Source organism: Oliverpabstia intestinalis, from assembly GCF_009696065.1.
GTDB classification, from domain to species: Bacteria; Bacillota; Clostridia; order Lachnospirales; family Lachnospiraceae; genus Oliverpabstia; species Oliverpabstia intestinalis.
In genome coordinates, this window is record NZ_VUMS01000002.1 from 150,970 (window position 1) to 172,386 (window position 21,417).

Annotated in this window: 19 protein-coding genes and 1 pseudogene; 1 reads left to right on the forward strand and 19 read right to left on the reverse strand. The window is 42.9% G+C overall.

Annotated elements, in window-relative coordinates; genetic code table 11:
• Positions 1-100: 100 nt before the first annotated feature.
• Positions 101-511, reverse strand: a complete 411-nt coding sequence (locus FYJ57_RS01590) for a peptide deformylase (RefSeq protein ID WP_154431274.1) — start codon at positions 509-511, stop codon at positions 101-103.
• 471 nt (positions 512-982) lie between these two features.
• Positions 983-2,224, reverse strand: coding sequence for an adenine deaminase C-terminal domain-containing protein (locus tag FYJ57_RS01595; RefSeq protein ID WP_235904322.1), 1,242 nt, complete (start codon positions 2,222-2,224; stop codon positions 983-985).
• Positions 2,225-2,284: 60 nt separating this feature from the next.
• Here FYJ57_RS01595 and FYJ57_RS01600 point away from each other — a divergent pair, with 60 nt between their 5' ends.
• Entirely contained in the window at positions 2,285-3,064 is a 780-nt protein-coding gene (locus FYJ57_RS01600) for a LysR family transcriptional regulator (RefSeq protein WP_205839885.1), read from the forward strand.
• 42 nt (positions 3,065-3,106) lie between these two features.
• Here the strand turns inward: FYJ57_RS01600 and FYJ57_RS01605 are convergent, their stop codons facing one another.
• The 17 genes and pseudogenes from FYJ57_RS01605 to FYJ57_RS01685 form a co-directional block, all read right to left on the reverse strand.
• A complete protein-coding gene (locus tag FYJ57_RS01605) occupies positions 3,107-3,709 on the reverse strand; it encodes a class I SAM-dependent methyltransferase (RefSeq protein WP_154431277.1) in 603 nt (200 codons plus the stop codon).
• A 92-nt stretch (positions 3,710-3,801) separates the two neighbouring features.
• On the reverse strand, positions 3,802-4,962 hold the full coding sequence (locus FYJ57_RS01610) for an MFS transporter (RefSeq protein ID WP_205839886.1): 1,161 nt from the start codon (positions 4,960-4,962) through the stop codon (positions 3,802-3,804).
• Between the two features lie 213 nt (positions 4,963-5,175).
• Positions 5,176-5,571, reverse strand: coding sequence for an 8-oxo-dGTP diphosphatase MutT (gene mutT, locus FYJ57_RS01615; protein ID WP_154431278.1), 396 nt, complete (start codon positions 5,569-5,571; stop codon positions 5,176-5,178).
• A gap of 12 nt (positions 5,572-5,583) precedes the next feature.
• Positions 5,584-6,381: pseudogene (locus tag FYJ57_RS01620) on the reverse strand (DUF3427 domain-containing protein); the annotation flags it as partial.
• Positions 6,382-6,687 carry an ATP-binding protein gene (locus FYJ57_RS01625; RefSeq protein WP_154431280.1) on the reverse strand — a complete coding sequence of 102 codons (306 nt, stop codon included), beginning with the start codon at positions 6,685-6,687 and terminating at the stop codon, positions 6,382-6,384.
• Between the two features lie 17 nt (positions 6,688-6,704).
• Positions 6,705-8,717: a restriction endonuclease gene (locus FYJ57_RS01630; RefSeq protein WP_154431281.1), complete on the reverse strand. Its 2,013-nt coding sequence runs from the start codon at positions 8,715-8,717 to the stop codon at positions 6,705-6,707.
• A gap of 75 nt (positions 8,718-8,792) precedes the next feature.
• Positions 8,793-10,919, reverse strand: a complete 2,127-nt coding sequence (locus FYJ57_RS01635; RefSeq protein WP_154431282.1) for a DEAD/DEAH box helicase — start codon at positions 10,917-10,919, stop codon at positions 8,793-8,795.
• The gene (locus FYJ57_RS01640) at positions 10,916-11,311 is read right to left on the reverse strand and encodes a hypothetical protein (RefSeq protein ID WP_154431283.1); all 396 of its coding nucleotides are present in this window, start codon (positions 11,309-11,311) and stop codon (positions 10,916-10,918) included. Before FYJ57_RS01640 ends, FYJ57_RS01635 begins: the two co-directional genes overlap by 4 nt.
• 288 nt (positions 11,312-11,599) lie before the next feature.
• Entirely contained in the window at positions 11,600-12,220 is a 621-nt protein-coding gene (locus FYJ57_RS01645; RefSeq protein ID WP_154431284.1) for a DUF3786 domain-containing protein, read from the reverse strand.
• 283 nt (positions 12,221-12,503) lie between these two features.
• Positions 12,504-14,231 carry a Na/Pi cotransporter family protein gene (locus FYJ57_RS01650; protein WP_154431285.1) on the reverse strand — a complete coding sequence of 576 codons (1,728 nt, stop codon included), beginning with the start codon at positions 14,229-14,231 and terminating at the stop codon, positions 12,504-12,506.
• A gap of 172 nt (positions 14,232-14,403) precedes the next feature.
• Positions 14,404-14,919, reverse strand: coding sequence for a GNAT family N-acetyltransferase (locus FYJ57_RS01655; RefSeq protein WP_154431286.1), 516 nt, complete (start codon positions 14,917-14,919; stop codon positions 14,404-14,406).
• A 135-nt stretch (positions 14,920-15,054) separates the two neighbouring features.
• Positions 15,055-15,831, reverse strand: a complete 777-nt coding sequence (locus FYJ57_RS01660) for a sulfite exporter TauE/SafE family protein (RefSeq protein WP_154431287.1) — start codon at positions 15,829-15,831, stop codon at positions 15,055-15,057.
• Positions 15,828-16,265, reverse strand: a complete 438-nt coding sequence (locus FYJ57_RS01665; protein ID WP_154431288.1) for a MarR family winged helix-turn-helix transcriptional regulator — start codon at positions 16,263-16,265, stop codon at positions 15,828-15,830. Before FYJ57_RS01665 ends, FYJ57_RS01660 begins: the two co-directional genes overlap by 4 nt.
• Positions 16,266-16,461: 196 nt before the next feature.
• Positions 16,462-17,436 carry a choloylglycine hydrolase gene (gene bsh / locus FYJ57_RS01670; protein WP_154431289.1) on the reverse strand — a complete coding sequence of 325 codons (975 nt, stop codon included), beginning with the start codon at positions 17,434-17,436 and terminating at the stop codon, positions 16,462-16,464.
• A gap of 51 nt (positions 17,437-17,487) precedes the next feature.
• Positions 17,488-19,053, reverse strand: coding sequence for a 2-dehydropantoate 2-reductase (locus FYJ57_RS15745; protein WP_154431290.1), 1,566 nt, complete (start codon positions 19,051-19,053; stop codon positions 17,488-17,490).
• Between the two features lie 84 nt (positions 19,054-19,137).
• Positions 19,138-19,821 carry a polysaccharide deacetylase family protein gene (locus tag FYJ57_RS01680; RefSeq protein ID WP_205839887.1) on the reverse strand — a complete coding sequence of 228 codons (684 nt, stop codon included), beginning with the start codon at positions 19,819-19,821 and terminating at the stop codon, positions 19,138-19,140.
• Between the two features lie 65 nt (positions 19,822-19,886).
• Positions 19,887-21,371 (reverse strand): AAA family ATPase, encoded by a 1,485-nt coding sequence (locus FYJ57_RS01685; RefSeq protein WP_022172372.1) that lies wholly within the window; start codon positions 21,369-21,371, stop codon positions 19,887-19,889.
• Between the last annotated feature and the right edge of the window lie 46 nt (positions 21,372-21,417).

Consider the following 21,417-nt stretch of genomic DNA (forward strand, 5'->3'; position numbering starts at 1 on the left):
ATTTCACTTTAATGCTCATATGAAAAATCAGATTTTTCACATAGCTGGAAACGTAATTACTCTTTTACCATGTATATGGTACAGATTTTAGTCTTTTTATTTATATCAATATTCCGCGGCAATGATCTATTTCATGTTGTATGATCTGCGCGATCCAGCCGGAATACGTCTGTCGCTGCTGTTTGAAATTGACATCCTGATACTGCACTTCAATCTCCTGATACCGCATGCATTTTCTCACCCCTGCCAGAGAAAGACACCCTTCTTCCGTCTCATACGCCCCTGACTTTTTGATGATCTTCGGATTATACATCAGAACATTCATAAATCCCATGTGCACGGCAATGATATTTTTCCGTACCCCGATCATATTCGCCGCCATACCAACACACTCTTCTTCATGTGCCTTCAAAGTATCCAGCAGATCCATCCCTGTCTTCCGGTCCGACTCAGTTGCCGGCTCGGATAGCTGATTCAGGAAAAAGATATCTCTCATAATTGGTTTTACCATAATACGCCTCCATAATACAAAATGTCTCCCCATGGGACACATCACTTGCGTGAGAGGTGCGGGGAGTCCTGTTACAGATATAATACAATATTAATTTTAAAAAATCAATGGTACAAAATTTTCTTTAACGTTTCATATATTTCCTGAATCATGACGAACCTGGTCATGCCGATACCGTTGTAGAAACCGATGTAACAGAAAAACACCGCCGTGAAAATACAGTCAATCGCATATGCTTTCAGATAATCGATCGCTGCCAGGATCACTTTGGAATCGGAAGAAAGGATACCCGCCAGAAGATCTCCATGGAAAAAGCCGGATAAGAAACAGGTGTCTCAACCTGACATCTTATCCGGCTTTTGCTTCCAATGAATCCGGGATCCGTTTTTTTGAAATGATCCCAGATATGCAATGCAACAAATCACCCTCCGATGAACTATGAAATAGTATATAGCAAATCCTGTAAAAAAATCAAGAACAGGATAACACCAGAGGCACGATTTCTCCTCTTTTTACGTCGATCAATCCATGATCGGTCAGTTTCAATGCAGGACTTACAGGGAGTCCAAGCGTTCCCACAGACATGATCGGATTATGATGTTCATATCCCAGATCGATCAGACTTTCCCGCACTTCTTTCAGCGCGCTTCCTGTTGCTTCAATGGATGCCTCCGAAAGAATTCCACAGACAGGTAATGCAAGTTCCGAGAGAATCTGCCCATCTTTTACTGTAAGAAAACCGCCCTGCAATTCCCCGATTCTCTGTACGGCACACAACATATCTTTCGGGTCATTTCCCGCAACAAACAGATTGTGGTGATCATGAAAAAATGTAGTTGCTACGGTTCCCTCTCTCTGACACGAACCTGTCAGAAATCCATAACCGATATTTCCATTTTTTCCATGCCGCTCCAGTACCATCGCCAGCAGACATCCACTTTCCTGCCAGCAGATCTTATGCTCTTTTACCTGCATGGTTACCAGTTTCTCCGTGGTCTGGGTGCGATCCGGATGTACTTCCATTGCACGGACCGTTACTTCCCCTTCTTCGACCGGAACTTTAACATCAAAATCCGAAAGTGTTACTTCCGGAATGGAAACACTGTGATAAAAATCTTCCGGGAATGCATATGGTTCTACGGGGAATGCATGTCTGTCCTCTTTTTTATAGATGGAAATTCCATTTTTGAACACCGTTTCAGGCTCCAGTAATTTTGCCGGATCCTTCAGAAGGATAAAATCTGCCAGTTTTCCCGGAGCAATCACACCCCGGTCATAAAAATGCATTCTCTGACACGGTGTATAGGTCGCACAGTAAATCGCCTGTTCCTTTGGAAATCCCATCTCTATCGCCTTTTGTACTACAGTATTCAGATGCCCCTGTTCATATAAAACATCTGCCATCGTATCATCTGTCACAAAAGAACAATATTCAAATAAATGATTTTCACAGATATACGATAACACTTCCGGCTTCAACATCTTATCCTGGATCTCAAAGAACATTCCATTTTCGATCCGCTGTTTTACCTCTTCCAGGGTATGTTCTGTATGATCTCCATTAATGCCAAGATACAGGAATTTTGCAAGATCCAGATCCACCAGAGACGGACAATGTCCTTCAATCACATATCCCGGATGTTCCTGCCGCAGATAATCCAGAAATTTTGTGATCTCCAGATGATTTTCCCGGATAATTTCCCGATAATTCATAATCTCGCCAACGCAGACCACATCTTTTTCACCAAGCATCTGCAAAAACTGGAACGGGAAATGGGGGCGAAACTCTTCAGCCGAAATGGAAATACTTATGTGCCGACCTATACCGGAAGAAAATACATGGAATACGCCCGTAAAATTCTTCAGGTAAAACAAGACTGGGAAAAAGAACTGAAAGATCTGACGGAAAATAACGAAGGGGAATTGAATATTGCTGTTCCACTGATGCGAAGCAGCTGTATGATTCCACAGATTATGGCAGAATTTTCAGAAAAATATCCGAATGTCAATGCCAGCATCTGGGAAGAGGCATACTCTATTCAGGAAAAACTCCTGTTGAATGATCAGCTTGATTTTGGGATTTTTAATGAGACGAGGGAACATCCAAAATTGGAATACGAACTGCTGAAAAGAGAGGAAATTCTTCTGGTTATGCCACCGGATCATCCGTTGGCATCTTTCGGATATCCATCTCCCTCCGACCGGTATCCGAGAATCGATCTGTCCACGCTTGCCAGCGAACCTTTTATTCTCCATTTTCCGGAACAGACCACCGGAAAACTGGTTCTTGAAGCCCTGGATCGCGCCGGTGTCCAGCCCCGTGTACCGGTTCGAAGCCGGAACACGGAGACCTGTGTAAAACTTTGTATGCAGGGAATGGGCATGTGTTTTACGCCGGAAACATATTTACAAAATATGGATTTTTCCAGAAAACCGGCTTGTTTTTCTGTCGGTGAAAAAGGAATCTTTACAACACTGAGCATCGCTTTTCGCAGGGGAACTTATCTTCCCAAATACGCCAGGGATTTTATTGAAATTGCACGGAATAAATAAGGATTTCACTGATACAACGGATGGTTTTTGTGCCATTCTCTATTATCGCTTCTGCAACAGCAGATTCAACCATTTTTCTTCTTCCCTTCCAGAACGCACATCACCGGTCACCCAGGATTCTGCTATGGAAAGTGATTCGGTATCACGGATGAATCTCTGGAAACTGCTCCAGGTGAAATCCGTGAAATATCTGCCGTTTCGCATCCCTTCATACTCTCCATATTTGAAAGAAGTGTAGATCCATCCATCGGGACGCAGGGCATCCGCCATTTTTTTCAGCACAGATCTTAATTCTGTTTTTTCCAGATGCAGAATCGAAGAACACGCCCAGATACCGTCATACTGCTCCCGGACATCCAGATCCTGAAAATACATCTGGCGTACCGGAATTTCTGTATAGGCACTGGCGATTTTACACAGTTCTTCGGATCCGTCTATGGCCTCCACCTGATAGCCATGTTCCAGAAAATATTTGGTATCTCTGCCGGAACCGCAGCCAAAGTCAAGAATTGCCGCTCCCGGTTCCAGTCGGCTTAAAAACCGATTCAGTGTATCTGTCAGATCTGCGTGAACTGTACCGCTGACAAAAGAAGCGGCATTTTGATTATAATATTGTAATGTTATATCCTTGTTTTCTTTATACATAGTTATATCCTTTTCTATTACAAATAAAATTATGCAAATCAAAAACAGCTTTCAGGAAACTGACACGTAACCCGGAAGCTGTTTGATTATTACTATTTCACCAGTTTAAATGTCTTTTCCAGCATAAAGAACATCAGAATCAGGAAGAACAATACATAAACCGGAAGTAAACCGACAGAAATATGGTTTGCGATCAGTCCGAACAGCGGCGGCATAAAAGTAGATCCCACATAAGCACTTGCCATCTGGATACCGATGATCGCCTGGGAGTTCTTCTCTCCGAAATTGGACGGTGTTGCATGGATGATAGATGGATAAATCGGTGCACAGCCAAGTCCCATAATAACCAGACCAAACAGTGCAAATTCATCGATGGATACCGGTAACAGCATACCGATACATCCAACAAGAATGATAGCGATGCCCAGACGAATCATCTTGTGGTCTCCCATTTTCTCTGTAATAAAACCTGCCAGAAATCTTCCAAGTGTGATACCGATGCAAAACAGGGACGCAAAGGCTGCTGCACGTTCCGCAGAGATTCCCTTTGCTCCTACCAGATAGCTGCTTCCCCACAGAATCACTGCTGATTCCAGTGCACAATAGGAGAAAAATCCAAGAAGAAGATTCGGAACGCCTTTGATCTTCAGTGCACCTTTGATGCCTACCATCTCTTCTTCTGCCTTTTCTTCCTGCGCAGTTTCTTTTTTATTCACCTTCCATATCGGCAGTGTCACGAAAAGAATCAATGCTATCCCGATCTGGATAAAAGATACCATGCGATATCCGTTCTGCCACACCGATGTGGTCAGTGCATAACTCATCACATACGGACTGATAATGGTTCCCAGTCCCCAGAAACAATGAAGCCAGCTCATATGCCTGGAATTATAATGAAGCGCTACATAGTTGTTCAGTGCAGCATCAATCGCTCCCGCACCCAGTCCATAGGGAATGGCCCATAGACAGAGCATCCAGAAGGCGCTAGCCGTAGAAAATCCGAATAATGCGATTGCAGTAAGCATCACGCTGAACACAGTTACAATCTGTGTACCGAATTTCTTTGTCAGACGCTCAGACATCAAACTGGAACAAATGGTTCCTCCGGAAATAATCATAGTTACCAGACCCGCATAAGACAGTGGAACCTGAAAAGCCTTGTGCATCACCGGCCAGGCAGAACCAAGAAGAGAATCTGGCAGTCCGAGACTGATAAATGCCAGATAAATCAACAGTAGTAATAGTGTATACATCTTTTTCTCCTTCTCTTTCATAGTACAACCGACGATGGAAAAGGGCGTCCCAAAGGTTTCCATCGCCGGTTGACATTTGTTTTCTATCTATTACTATACGTTAAAATATATGACTTGTCACGGGAAAATTTGTGATTCTCAGAGAAATTATTGATATTGTTGCCGGTTATTCTGCTTAACTATTCATTATATTATCATGTGCGGAAGATATTTTCAATTTTTCTGGATATACTCCCTGATCTTCTCAATCAACCCTTCATCCGCCGGCAGCCATTCCACACTCCCCAGCGTCTCCTTTGTCAGCCACTTTGCTGCCTCATGCTCTTTCAGCACCAAATCTCCAGACTTCACAGTGCAGATGAAGCAATCCATCGACAAATGAAACTTCGGATAATCATACTCCACGGTGTCCAGAAGTTCTTCTACCTGGATCTCCGTATCCAGTTCTTCCCGGATTTCTCTAATGATTGCTTCTCTGGCTGTTTCCCCTTCTTCAATCTTACCTCCCGGAAATTCCCAACCATCCTTGAATTCACCGTAGCCTCTCTGCGTTGCAAATACCTTTCCGTTGTCTATAATAATCGCTGCCACTACCTTAATTGTCTTCATCCTGCGTCTCCTTTATCCATTAATAATATACTCATAAATATCTTCTCTGACCGGCGTATCCAACGCCCACTCAATCTCTACCGCTGTCTTGTCCGTATTAGCCATGACAAATTCTTCGCTTCGACCGGTAGCTGTCATCCGGCCAAGATAATAGAATTCTTTGGAAATCTTATCATCCTTATTCTTTCTCACAAAAAGCTGTACATCAATCCCCCGTTCCTTTGCTTTCAGGAAATTCTGCACATCCTCTGAATCCCTGCTTCGCCCACTTTTCGAAATAGCAATCAGACGATCCGCTGTGAGAAAATGATCTTCGTATTTTGTTGTATCACTGATATCCTCCTGTTTATCATAATTGATAAATACAGGAAATGTTTTTGTCTTCTTATCATATTTATACCCACCGATATTCAACGGAACTTCATTACGCTCCCAGTTTAATAACCGGCAGGCATCCTCATACGTATATTTCTGATATAATACCAGATCCGTATCCTGATATGTCTTACTATAGTTCATCTGATACCGGGCGATACCAAACTCCACAACTTCTTCCAGTATCTCATAAAACTCCCGATTTCCCAACATCTTTTCAAAATTTTCGGAAACCCGATAATCTTTCCCTTCTTTTTCAAGAAAAACACAGGAAGCATACGTTTTCTTTGCCGCACTGGTTGGAAATTCATTCGTCATGATATTTACTACATTTTCCGCGCAGTTTTCTGTCATAGCACGATGATATTTTTTCTCCAGCGCTTGCTGCAAAATATTCAACAGTCCATGATGATACTTTAGCATACGATTCAGAATTTATGGGTTCATTATATTTTGAACAATTGTTTGACTAAAATCACTTCTTTGTTTTTCGATTCCTACATAATTTCCCGTACCGTCTTCTATACCTACTAATAACCAACCACCTTCTGCATTCGCAAAAGATGCAATAGTTTGACATAAATGTTTCTTCTTGAAGTTTTCATCCCATTGACTTTTAAATTCTATCTTATAGTCTTCCTCAATACCTTGTTCTCTTATATTACAAATATCAGAATAGGTTAAATCGTTTAATCTTATTTTATTTCCATCTTTGTCTGTAAAAGGTAAATATTCTTTCATATAATAATTCCTTTCTCTTAACTCGTCCTCTTACAACTCTTCGCATAAAACTGAAACTTCTTCGCCACTTCATTCAACGATCCAATCGCATAATATCCATCCTTATTTTTCCCCACACACCCTATCAACGGCGATGCCAGGAATTTAAGGATATCTTCAATTTCATCCAGATTAGGATTTATCGAAAATCTCTCGTCATCTCTCACGGTTCGATAAATCTCACGGGAAGTAAGGATGCCTTCTGTCACTTCGTCTTTGCTTTCATTTACAAGGCACCCCACAATTGCATCTACTAATAGACCGTAGCGTTCGGTTCGATTTCTTGCTTCGTCCAGGACACTGATATCTACGATTCCTGTCTGTTCAAAGATCTTTTTGTAATCTTCTCCGGTCAATGGGATTTCTACCTGATTGCGGATCAGCTGTTCCAGTGTATCTACATCAATCAGTGCAACTTTATGTTCTTTGCATCGGTTTAAAAGGCGTTCACCTCGAAAAGAACATCCAACGATTGCAGAATAATCCGCATGGTGAAGTTTTCGGTGGTCTTTCAGAGTATCAAAGTCAATCTGATCCTCTGTAACATTTCCAGATTGCGTAGATTTTGCATCTACTGCGACAGCATAAGATAATTTCGGAGCTGTTCTTGCTTTGATCAGGACATCGGTTTTTCCGGAACCGCCAAGCCAGGTTGCATCATAGCCGATAAAATCAAATGCTGCTCTTATGGCTTTTTCAAATCTGTTGGGATTGTAGGAATCTTTACTGGACAGTCTTAATTCTGTAATAAGGCTTTCACAGGAATCATTGTAACAATCGCCTGCATTTTCCTCTTTCTTTATTTCGAATGATTTAATACTCTCTTTCGCCACAATGCCAAAAGTATCCAGAAGTTTTTCTCCTCTGGCGGTGAGTCCATATTTATCGTTTGTCACACTGTAAATCAGCTTGGCAGCAGATAAAAGAATCAGTCTTTTACGCGTTTCCTCGATACTTTCCCTGTCGAATCCGTAAGATACCTTAGCTATTATAGAAAGTGTTTTTGCATTTTTCGGTTCTTTTCTCAGCTCTGCCAGCAATTCATAGACAAATAAATATCTCGCATCCAGACATGCGATCAGATCAACCGGTGATTGTTTTTCAAGCCATGTATTTCCAAGTTCAGAGGTCACATACATATTCTTACTGATACGATCAACGAATCCTATTTTCTCCAAAAATGAAAGAAACATATTCGACGATGACACTGCAATCTGATAATTAACTTTCGAATACTCCCGAATCTCTTCGATAGAAATCGACTGATTCATCAATTGCAGATATGCACTGATTGTTATACATGCATCGGCTGTTTTTCCCGGCATGTATCCGATCGCCATTCTTTTTTTCTCTGTTGTTGCAGGCTTTAAGGCACTTGCCCATTCTGACATTGGAAGCAGGGTTTCCAGAAGTGTTTCGTCCGGTTCTTCCTCTGTCTCTGACGGCATGGTAATCTCTATTTGCTGCAGAAATTCCTGTCCTTTTTGTGTCAGACTATACTCCAGTTTATATTCTTCGAACCGAACCATATCCACATCCCGAAACCATTTGATCCGATTATGAATTTCAGAATTTGTTTTCCAGTTCAGATGATATTCTTCCGCGATTTTCAGGAGTTCCTGTGTGTTTTTTGGTTCTTGCAGATAAAATAGGATTTCTCCCATAAATACAATCGTGGAACAAAAAACAGCCGTAGAAAAGCAACTATCCTGTCGTTCCAAAACCATTTCTCCTAATTCTGTCAGCGTCCACACCTGTTTTTCTTTATTAACCAGCCCAATCGGACGGATCCATTCACACATTCGACCTAAGGTGGCTGTACTGTTGCTTCCTTCAATATTAAGCATTGTATTTGCTGATTTACCGTCTTTGACCATTTTCAGAATATAATACAGGACTTTATCCTGTCCTATATCTCCACTTGGCAGCTTGGGCATTCCAAAAGCTTTTTGTTTCCATTCTCTGTTTTCCGGATATTCATTATTTTTCATTTGTTTTCCCCACTATATCACATACATTGACAACCTGCGTAATGAACTTACACCTATTTTTTCATAAAACTTTCTTTACACTCCACCCATCCCATCATAATATTTCCTCAAATCTTCCCTCATCTGTCTCCGCACTCTTTCCCAGTCTTCCGCCTTCATTTGCCCAAACAGTGCATGGTTCATCGAAATTACGCTCAAATCTTTCGAATAATACAGAGATCTCTTTCTCTCAAATTTTTCGAATCGATTCGTAAGCATGTTTTTCTGCACTGCTTTTTTGTCTTTCAGCATTTTTTCATCATACGGGCAGGTGCTTCGATCCACCTGGAGGCCTCTGGATAATCGGTCCTGATAAAAGGCAATATAATCATCCAGTACATCTTCTATTTTCGCATCTCCGATAGCATCTATATGTTTCACAATCGCCAGCAGGAACGGCATTTTATACGAAAGTGAGTAATCTCTTTCTTCCAGGAATTCAAAGAAATCTTCTTTGATTGTACTGTCGTTATGTTCTTTGATGTTTAATTCTTTCCGGTATTTTTCGACATCATCCGGACTGAACAGGTAAATGGATTTGTTGCCGAACCGGTATTCTACACTTGGCGCAATTTTTTTCTTTTTGATCCAGCTTGTCACGGTTCCGGTACTGACGAAATATTCTCTGGCAACCTGTTCCTGGCTGAGATAATCGCCATATTTTTCTTCAAAAGAATTGATATCGACTTCCATAATGCGTTCAATTCTTTCTTTCAGCCCATCGATAACAACCATATCTCCCGGTGTATAATCTGTTTTTATAATATCTCCAAACGGCACATAATATGGATTGGCAAAGATCGTGTGCATATTACAGGCTTTGATCATTGCACCATACTCGTCCACCACATCGATAACGATAATATTTTTCTTTGTATCTGTTTTCCGCAGTCCTCTTCCAATCTGCTGCAGATAGAGCACTTTGGAGAGCGTAGGTCTTGCCATAACGAGAATTCCCAGTTCCGGATAGTCCCAGCCCTCGGAAATCATATTACAGGCACACAAAAACCGGATTTTCTTCTGCTTAAAATCTGTCATAACAGACGCAGGATTCTTTGTCTGTCTGGTGTAGCTGGCTGCAGTGATATTAGCTCTGTTGAGTAGTTTTGCCATCTCATTTGCATGGGCAACATTGACGCAAAAGATGACTCCCTGCCGTCTGGCAGCTTCTCCGTCTCCTAAATATTCCTGAAGGACATTGACAATCAGCTCATTTCTTGAAGTAACCCGTATTCTTTTTTCAAGATCTGCATTGATATAGTCTTTTCCGTTGAATCGGACTTTTGATAGATCAATATTTGTTTCGATCCTGTAAACATTTGCCCGGGCAACGATTCCTTTTTCCATGGCTTCTTTTAAGGATAACGAAGTGGAGTATGTTCCGAAAACTGTTTCCAGTTTTTTCTTATCCGGACGCTGATCCGTTGCGGTAAGTCCAACCGTAAAATCCGCCTCATAATACTGAATCACTCTTTTCAGCATCGGTGCAACCGCGTGATGTGCCTCATCCACTACGATATAATTGTAATAATCTGCTGGAAATTCCGTATAATGTCTGCACATATAGGCATAGGTTCTGATCTCAATTTTCTCTGCCAGTTCCGGTACGGATTCCTGTACTCTTTCCCTCCAGTCCGCAAGAATATTGATTCCCGGAACCAGTATCAGCTCTCTGAATCCCGGTTTTTCTTTTGCAAATTCGCGCAGGTCTTCCTCTACAATCCTGGATTTTCCGGATGCCGTTGGTAATACGATCAAAAATGCTTTGATACCTGCCATTCTACGTTTTTGTATTTCCTGTAAACCGATCGTCTGGTGTTCATATAATTCCACTTTTCTGTCGATTTTCAATCCGTCATCGACAAATGCTGTGGTATCTTTTCCGAAATATTGCTTGATATCATCTTCGATTCGATTTTGAAACGCACAATCTTCTTTTGAAAATCGGAACAGTTTGATTCCCCATAAAACACAGGTATTTTGTTTATTTAATTGTTTCCTGTATTTTTCTTCTCCGATAATCTGCGGATGATGAAAATTAAGTCCATTTTCTTCTACAGCGTATCTTTCGTTCTGTGTTCTGATAAAATAATCGAGAAAATAATTGTTTCCGTTTTCATCACTGATTCCATATTCGCGTGTCAGATATCTGAGCGCATTCATACCGTAGGCATTTGAAAAGCTATCCTCAAAATGGATTCCAGAGGTGATGCATCCGCCTGTTCTGCCCGGTCCCCAACGGTTATCCTGTAATCTTCAGGTAATGTCATTTCATCGTTAGCAAGATAGCTGTCAACTTCAGACTGTATATAACCTAAGAAACGAAAAACTCTTTTAAACTGATGGATATAACTGTTCTGTTTGTCTGTAATAAGCATATAAGAAAAAACAGGCTCACCCGGGTTATGGTCACAAATATTTTCATCAATAATGACCATATCGATGCCATTATCATAAAATCTTGATATTCCACCATTCGGGTAGTTCACCTGTTCTCTCAAAGAAAAATCTGTATGTTGTATCAGAAAATTATCGCTATCTGCTGCTCTCACCATATTCTCTGTCTCCATTATTTTAAATCCGTATTAAAAATGATGCATTATTTTATATTATAGCATATAACAGGTAATGTTTCCAAAGTTTTTCGACATTTTATAGTGTATTTTGCTATTTTACTCGACATTTCCCGATAAATTTTTATTTATTTTTCCCAATTCATATTGTTTTCCAGATGTTTCTTTCCATAATCAAAATTGCTCCACTGGATCAATTATTGATATGCAATGCAATAAAACCGCTATTACCGTTCTTCCGGATAATAGCGGTTTATAGCAACCTGTTCTCTACTTTCGCTCCATCTCTTCTTCCACTCTCTCCAGCAAATGTCCAATCGCAAACATCACCGTCTCATAATGCATATACTCCAGAATGTTCCGGTCCACCAGCACCTGCAAACTCGCAGGGAATTCGTCATCGGATTCCCAGAATCTCAGTATAACGGGAAGAAACGAAAACAGTTCCAGCTGGTAAGCCACATCGCCTTTTTCCAGCCTGATCCCATGCAGCCGCTCGCAAGCTTTTGCCAGTTCTGCAGTCTTTCCATCGAATTTCTTTCCCGCATCCTTGAAAAAGTTACTGTCATTTGCCAGATTTCCTCCCCGCACCGTAGAAAGGCTGCCGATATGAACCCATTCATGGGCGGGATGACAGTATTCTTTGGAATTACACAGGACATCGTAGATTGTCATGGCTTCGTTGTAATTTGCATTTTCTTCCGTCTGGAATTCATCCACAGACCAGGTGATTCCTCCGGTGATGCGGTTAATCCGGTATTTTCTTCCTACAAAGAAAATATAGAGATACTTTTCATCATGCTCCAGAGCAAATTTCCGGACCATTTTTTTCTGATCGTATTCCAGGAAATGGGAGGACATACGGTCTTTCATCGTTTCATAGTTTGACATGTCGATTTTTCCTTTCTATGGATCATATATTATCCAAAATCTGGATTTTTTACTTGTTTTGGATAATATGTTATCTATAAAAATCATATCACATCAAATAAAATTTGCAATTTTAATTCCATCTTCAGCCACCGCGTTAATCACCAGTTTCTTATGAAGGAAAAGATTTTCGTTCATTGCTCGAACAACCAAAAACAGAGTATTTTCAAATTTTGTTGTATCTCAAAATCAAAAATACTCTGTTCCTCTTAAATTATATATTTCTTATCACTGTTATTATCTTTTACACAGCCTCCACAACCGCAGCCGGTGCCGCAAAGTTTCTGGCGGCTTCGCCTAATTTTACGAATCCCTGGTTATCCAGTGCTTCTTCTGCGATACTTACGCAGTTGTCGGCAGCTCGGTCCAGGTTGTAGAGGATGCCGGAGAAGCAGCCGGTCATCGCCGGATCGCATTTCTGATTCTTTACGCGGTTCAAGTGGGCTTTGTTAAATTTCTTTTCTGCTTTATGCAGTTTCTTTTTATTTTTGAATACCAGTTCCGCTTCCTCTTCACTGCCCTCTTTTACGGCTGTCATAGCCCGGCGCAGCAGATCCAGAAGGACATTGATACAATTTTCAATTTCCTTGCCGGCTTCCTCGGAAAAGCTCATGCCATCGCCCTGGATTTTTATCCAGATGCTGTCGATATCCTGACACCGGTCGGCGATACGTTCGATATTGTTGGTTACATACAGAAGTCCTGCTGTTTGTTCAGACTGAAGCTCTGTCAGATTACCGCTGGAAAACAATTTGGTGATATAGTCCGTGATTTCTTCTTGCAGGTGCTGGACGATATCCAGCTGATTTTTGAATTTTTCATATGCAGCTGAGGTCTTTTTCTGATTCAGAGAACCTTTCAGGCTGTTCAGCATATGTACGGCAAATCCTGTCAGATTTTCCAGTTCCTGAGATACCAGATACATAGCAGCCACCGGCTGATCAATTACCTTGTTATCCAGATATTTCGGTTCATAAACCACACCGGTATTCTTATCTCTTCCACGGATAATCGTGGTAACAATCTTCACCATGAGCGGGATTAGCGGCAACCATACCAGTGTACAGACCACGTTGAATGTCGTATGTGCATTGGCAATCTGGCGGGAGATCACATCGATCTCATTTCCTTTTGGAGAGATATAACGTACAAATTGTGCAAACCACGGAATGATCCAGATAAATACGCAGGTACCCGTGATATTGAAAAAGCTGTGTGCAATTGCGGTACGTTTTGCATCTTTGGACTGTCCGATGGATGCCAGAAGTGCTGTGATCGTCGTACCGATATTATCGCCAAGTAAAATCGGAATCGCTCCTGTCAGTCCGATCACGCTGCTGACACCGTCCGGTCCTGCTTGGGAAGCAAAGCTCTGAAGGACTGCGATCGTTGCAGAGGAACTCTGTACCACCAGAGTCATCACCGCACCGAGGACAACACCCAGCACCGGAACAGAAGATACTTTTCCCATCAGATCTACAAAGATAGGGCTTCCTGCCAGTGGTTTCATAACGCTGCCCATGATCTCGATTCCTTCAAACAAAAGTCCGAAAGAAAAGATAACCATACCAATATTTTTAACCTTTTCTTTTTTCCCTATGAAGTTCAGCATGAATCCGATGAAGATCAACGGATAAATGTAATCACTGATTTTGAATGCCATCAGCTGGGCAGTCATCGTCGTACCGATATTAGCACCAAAGATAACGGAAATCGCCTGTGGCAGACTCATCAGTCCGGCACTTACAAAGCCGATGACCATAACGGTAGTTGCCGAACTGCTCTGTAACACAGCCGTAACCAGGGCTCCGGCCAACGCTCCCATGATCGGATTCTTCGTGAGAAATTCCAGAATCTTCTTCATCTTTTCTCCGGCTGCCTTTTGCAGCGCATCACTCATACTGTTCATTCCATAAAGGAACAGCGCCAACCCACCAATCAGCCCAAATACTACTTTTACATTTTCATTCATTTTGTGTTCTCCCTTTTCCGGCAGCTGTCTGCTGCTCGATTCTTGAAATCATCTGTAAAATCTCTGTTATGAATCTGTATAATTCATTTACGGTTTACAGTATAGTGGGAGAACGCATATGGCTCTATCATGGTATTGTATGATTTTCGTTAAATCTGTGTAAAGCTGGTAGTTAGTTCCTGTTAACTCCAGTTATAAAGGTCAGGCGCATCTGATTCCAGACGGCATCGCCGTGGACAGATTTGTCTGTTACTCCTTCATTTTGGAAACCGAATTTTGCATAATAATGGATCAATGCATCTTTGCAGGTCAGCACCAAACCCTTCCTTCCCTGTTTTCTGGCATCTTCGATTGCCCGCTCCAGCAGTTCTCCTGCCAGCCCGCGTCTTCGATAGGACGGGATTGTATTCACCCCGAAAATCATCTGCCAGGCACCGCTTTCGTCGTGCATGGAAGCTTTTTCATACATTTCATCCGTCAGATCCGGTCCGTTGGTGACAAAACCGTCGACGAACGCAACCAGTTTGTTGTCATTTTGCTCGTCGAACATCAGCCAGAAATGGTTGGCGTAATGGACAAGGCGGTCAGCGAATTCCTCTTTTGTGGCGGCTTCGGCCGGTGGGAAGCACTCGGACTCTACGGCAGCGATCTGTGGCAGATCATCTATGGTTGCAGTTCTGATTATCATGATATTGTATCCTCCAATTTATTATCTATTAACTTTTTTCTTTCCATTTCGCAGCTGATATCATTTTCGGGTATAGTCTGAGTGGTTATGCATGATATTTTCAAAGAGCCATCCGACCAGCAGACATTTGTTACTCTATCCCAACACCGAAAATGCCATAACCGCAACTCCCAGCACCACCAGGATCACTCCTGTAGCACGGTTCAGAGTCTTTGGCGTTGCTTTATTGGCAAATACGGCTGCGATTCTTGCCCAGAGGAAGGTAAAGACCACACACAGGATCCATACTGTCCAGTCTGGTGTGCCGCCGATGGCAAAGTGGGATACGGCTCCGGTGAGGGCGGTGAAGGTCATGATAAATACACTGGTTCCCACGGCTGTTTTCAATTCATATCCGAGAACGGATGTCAGGATCAGAAGCATCATCATACCGCCACCGGCACCGATAAATCCGCAGATAAAGCCGATCATCACTCCGCAGATCACAGACTGAATCGCACGTTTTTTCGCAGACACCTGTGCCATGGCTTCTTTCGTAGTCATGACCGGACGGACAATGAATTTGATGCCGAGAAGGAAGGTCATAAAGACGGAGAAATTTCCCATCGTTGTGGACGGTACCAGGCTGGAAACGTAACTTCCCACTATGGTAAACAACAACACGGTAACCATCATGATCAGACCATTTTTTATATCAAGATTCTTATTCTTCCCATAAGTATATGCGGATACGGCACTTGCCAGCACATCCGAGGACAATGCGATTCCCACTGCCATGTAGGGATCCATTCCCAAGAATGTGATCAGCATCGGGCTGATGACTGCCGCCGCACTCATACCGGCAAATCCGGTCCCGAGACCTGCACCCATACCTGCAAAAAATGTAACAATTACTGTCAGTAAAATACTCATTTCTTTTTGTTCTCCTTTTGATATGTATTCAGATTTTCCTCTGTCTGTTCCATCACCTGTTCAAAAATCTTTCTGGACTCCGAAGGCACACCGGAAAATAAGGTTTCGATAAATGTTTTCTGAATCTCACATCCCTGTCTCCAGACATGCTCCGCTTTCCGGGTACAGATCAGTTCTGTCTTTCTCCGGTCGCCCGGAACCTCCCGGCGTTCGAGATATCCTTCCTGCACCAGCCGTTCCACATGGATGGATACCAGATTCGCCTTGATCCCGCGGATCTTTACAATATCTGCGGCATTTTTATACTGCGGATTATTTTTCAGGAACATCAGGATATCCAGGGATGTCTGCGGGATGCCGGTCTGCTGGCATAACGGTCGACAAAACTGATTGTAAACTTCCAGCAGCTTATGCACATACTCGATGCTTATCATACCTTTCTCACTTCCATTTCATTTTTAGAATGTTCATTTTTGAAGTATTTTAGCATAAAATCCTTCTTACAGCAAGTTTATATTTTCATTGACTCTACAATCTGTCAACAATACATCATAGCAATCATTGCTGTAAAAAAACAGGAATCTGTCGGATATATTCCATACAGATTCCTGCTCATTTACATCATTTCCATTAGTTCTGCCACCGGATCTCGCCCTTCTGGATCAATGGGTATCTTGCCAGTGTGGTTCCGTCCAGATTCTCGCGGTGCATGTCAACTGCAGTAATCTGGTGGTTTTCATAGGTATTATAATAGTAGATTCCTTTCTGTGCGTTCCAGCAGGAGGTATAGATCGTAATCTCATATTTGTCCTCTGCCACCTCACAGCATCCTCTCTGTTGGTCCACCGATCCCAGAATGTGGAAAAACTGGCTGACGCTTTCCGCCTCGGAATCTCCCGATACTGCATGTGCTCTGGTAAATGCCACTTTTGCAAAGCGGGAAGTAGAAGAAAGATCTCCCGGAAGTCCAAGTGCACCCATGCCGCGGCTGTAGGTCTGTAATGGCAACTGCTCGGAAAAATGATTCTCCGGCTGTTTCGGTGACAGATGCATATACTGATTCAATAAAAACATCTGCTGTTCAAATGGCGGATTATTGGTCAGTACACCTGCCGGATTATCATAAACCTTCAGTCCCTCCCGGACACATTCGATGGTGATACACGCATATTTGTCCGCCAGAATCCAGTGCAGCTGTGCCGCCGGAAACTGTGGAGCGAATACGGTTCCCACCAGATTCATCTCCGCCAGCATTTTCTTCGCCTCTTCTACCGATGCGCACTGGGAAAGAATCCATGGAATGAACTCAAACTGAGCCACGTTTTCCCGCCCCTCCTGGATTTCCTGGTAGACAGCGTTTCCTACGAAGTTCAACCCTGCCATTCCAAGTCCTTTTTCATTGACCGCATCGTAATACAGCGGGTAATCATCCGCTACATGTGCCATACCGATGATCGCATAATGATTTTCCAGTTCTTCCATATGGCGAAAATGAAACGGATAATTTCTTGGTGTTACTGTAATCTCATCTCCATAGGAGAATTCATAATCCAGCGTCCTTCCCATATAAAAATCTTTTGTCTTATAAGTAGCTGCTGTACACATTTCCATCTGCTCCTTTTATTCAAAATACTTGCATGGCTGTTCTGTTTTTTCTCATTGTTCTGATACTTTCATAATTTTCTCTGCACTGGAAGGATCCCAGGAAGAAATCTCCAAAACTGCATCCGGAATCTGCTGATCTCCGGAATCCGGATTATGGAACCAGACGCAGGACATTCCTGCTGCTTTTGCCGCCTTTCCTCCATTAGTGGAATCTTCTACTACCATACATGCGGAAGGATCCAGTAATAATGCTTCTGCTGCGGCAAGAAACGTATCCGGTGCCGGCTTTGGATGTGCCATATTTTCTCCACTGATAAAAGCAGAAAAATACTGAGCCAGGTCAAGATCCTTCAACACTTTTTGGATCACATCCTCCGGAGAAGAAGATCCGACTGCCAGCAGATATCCTTCCTGATGTAGTTTTTCCAGAACTTCCCGGATTCCCTCACATTGCGGGAATCCTTCTTTTTCCACGATTTCCTTTTTCTTTTCTTCCATTCTCCGGTTCATCGTCGGATAATCCTCGAAAATATCACCGTAAGCATCCACCATCAGCTGCCGGAAAACTTCTCTGGTAGAACCGATGCACGGTTTGTAAATCTCATAGTTCAGCGTGATTCCGTCCTCTTTCAGCACTTCCTGCCAACACCGAAAATGCAACGGTTCCGTATTGACCAGAACACCATCCATATCAAAAATGATCCCTTTTTTCTCAGCCAGTCGATTAGCTACTTTCGTATACGAGGGAACCGGCACACCATACAGTTTTCCCATACGAACCACTTCGTATACCAGTCCGTCGATTTCTGATGGTTTCCCAGCCATTACATCCCTCTGCATAGAAGTAGTTGTTTCCGGTGCAAGATTAGACAAAATATGTAAATTAACATCTACCATGTCTTTTTGAAACGGAACGCCCATAGCATCTGCAAGTGCTGCGATTTCCCGGATCATCGAACAAAACAGTTCCCGCGGAGCGCCCTCTTTCTGAAAATCCCCCGCTACTGCGTTACAGTACAGTCCTGCTGCTCCGATCGGAGACACATAGGAGAATTTTTCAAGTGCTTCTCTGCGAATATTTTCGGATAAAATTCCATCAATAGCACTGTCCGTAAAATCCTGCCGGATCTGTTCCAGTTCCGGTCTCCAGTCTGTCTTTTCCCGAACTCCAAAGACGATCCGCAGAATCTTTCCATGCTGCAATAACACACCCGGTTCTTTGATGTTGGCAGATACATAGATGCATCCGTCTGTTACCAAAAGTTCCGGCAGTTCTTTTTGCAGTTTTGCACCGGTTCCATAGATATTCAGAATCGGAATCACGATCGTATCCGGTTTTGCCACGCGGCGGATAAACGGGACGGTATCTTCCAGTGAATACCCTTTTACACACACCAGGATCACATCCGGTTGTTCCTTGTAGTGTTCCATATCCGTTGCTTTCACAGCAATTGTCTCAGGATTCGGATCCCAGAGACGCTCCAGAGTCAATCCATGCTCTTTCATAGCTTCCAGATGACGGCCACGGGCAATCAGTGTCACATCTTTTCCTGCCTTTGTCATAAAATATCCCATAACTCCGCCGGTTCCTCCGGCTCCTATGATTGCATATTGCATTTGTGTTCTCCTTTTTTCTTTGCATCTGTCACAGATTCTGATAGTATTCAGAACATAATCATAATATTATGTACGAGATAGTTATTATTCACCAAATAACACTTCTCTGTTTGTTCCGTAAAAGATTTCATCATGACCGGACAATTTTTTCAGGATCTCTTCCATCCGATCCCAGTTCTGATCCACGTCAAACTCATAACTGTGTCCCCACAGATAGAAAAGCTGTGGTTCCTCACTGTCAGATGCCAGAAAACGGTCAATCAGATCCATCACATCCGCATCATTATGATGGCAGGTTGGATTCAGTGTCAGCGGCTCTTCCGGAAGTCCAAAATTTCCGGTCCGCTCTACCGTACGGGAATAACGGATACCACAGGCACGCGCAATATCCACTACTGTATCGTTATAAGTACCAAACGGATACGCCATTCCCACAACAGGCTGCCAAAACCGTTCTTCCAGATTTTTCTTGTCTTCCAGAATCTCATTGCGGATCGTCTCTTCATCATATTTGGGAAGATCTGCATGTGTCAGACAATGTGCTGCAATCTCATGTCCCTGATACAGTTCTTTTAAACCTTCAGTGTTCATTCGATGAATCAGAAGCCCCTTGGGATGTTCCCATACATTTGCATAAGACTGCATACCGCTGTTTAAGTTAAAGGTGCCTTTTACACCATAAGTATTCATCATTTCCACCAGACGGCGATCCTGCGTCACACCATCATCGTAACTGAATGTTACTGCTTTTTTCTTTCCATTCCACATAACAATTATCCTCCTTTGACAATTTTCGTGTACCCAGTCATCTGTCGCACTTTCTTTCATATTTATTACTCAAGCACTTTCTCTACCATCTGTGCATCGATCGTTACAGATTGCATATGATTGACTTCAATCTGATACAGAGCATTGGCTGCGATATGCTCTGCGGCCTGTTCCAGATCACGGATACCGCTGGTATTCGCATGTTTCTGAATGATTCTGTCCAGCCCCTCATCTGTCAGAATAATTTCATTTTCTTTCAGACTCATTCGCTTCAGTACTTTCGGCAGTGCATATTTTGAGAAAATAATTTTCTTCTCTTCATCTGTATAATCCGGAATGTCGATCACCGCAAAACGGGACATCAGCGGTGCACTGATCTGGGATTTGTCGTTGGCGGTGGCGATCGGATAGACACCTACCGTAGGGATCATACATTCCATATAGTTATCGGTGAATCCCAGGTTATCAAGCAGGGTCAGCAGAACATCCGCCGGGTTTCCGTTTCCTTTGCCGGAGGCTGCTTTGTCCAGCTCGTTGATGATAAATACCAGATTGGACTCTCCTGCCATCGAAAATGCATCCATGATGATACCGGGTTTTGCATTGGCATAGACACGGGAACTTCCGGTCAGCTGTTCCGGATCGTTGATGGAACTCATATCCAGAGTTGTCCACGGCAGTTTCAGGATTCGTGCAACCGCATAGGCAATCTGTGATTTTCCGGTTCCTGCAGGTCCTACCAGAAGCAGACCGTATGCCGGTAAGGTATGGGTACGGTTGATCTGGATGATCGTCTCGATAATTCTCTGTTTTACCTTCTCCATACCGTACAGTTCTTCATCGAGGATTCTTCTCGCTTCCTGCGGGTCGATAGACTCAAAGTAATTGCTCTTCCACTGTACATTCATCATAATCGACAGTGCTCTCTGTGCATGCCGTCTCTCTTCCGGAGATACCTCATGGGATTTTGCAACCGCCAGGTTTCTTCTCGCCCAGAGACGAATATTATCCGGCAGTGTTTTTCCGGCGCAGGTCATAAAATCGGTGATGCTCTGTATACTGGTCAGTTTCATATCATCGCCGATTTCTTCTGCATCCTCATCTTCCTCGATCTCTTCCGGTGCATTGCTTGCCAGAAGACGTTCGATCATAAACTGTAAAAAACCATCCTCCGCCGAAAGTTTGGTGCCGCCACCGAAAGCGATCTCACGGATCTTATAAACGGCATACCCATTTTCTCTGTTCTCACCGGACAGCCGGATATGAATATGATTACCGCCGAGCCATTTTAACAGACTGACAAAACGGGCATCGATCTGCAGGATGTCCGCGGATACGATACCATCTTCCTCCTCAAATTCAAAAGTCGTCTGTTTCGCCGGATTAGAAAAGAATCCGCTGGAATGGTGTTTCCACTGCCGTTTTTTGTTATCCAGCACCAGCATCGGGCGTTCCGGTGTAGCGGTGGATTCGTCGGAGCGGAAGGTTGTATAAGTACAGGTCAACGGTTTGTCTTTATCCGGGGTATTATTAAAATCAAATACTGGCATTGTAATTTCTCCTTTATCACCGTTCCGTTTTTAACTCTCATCACCG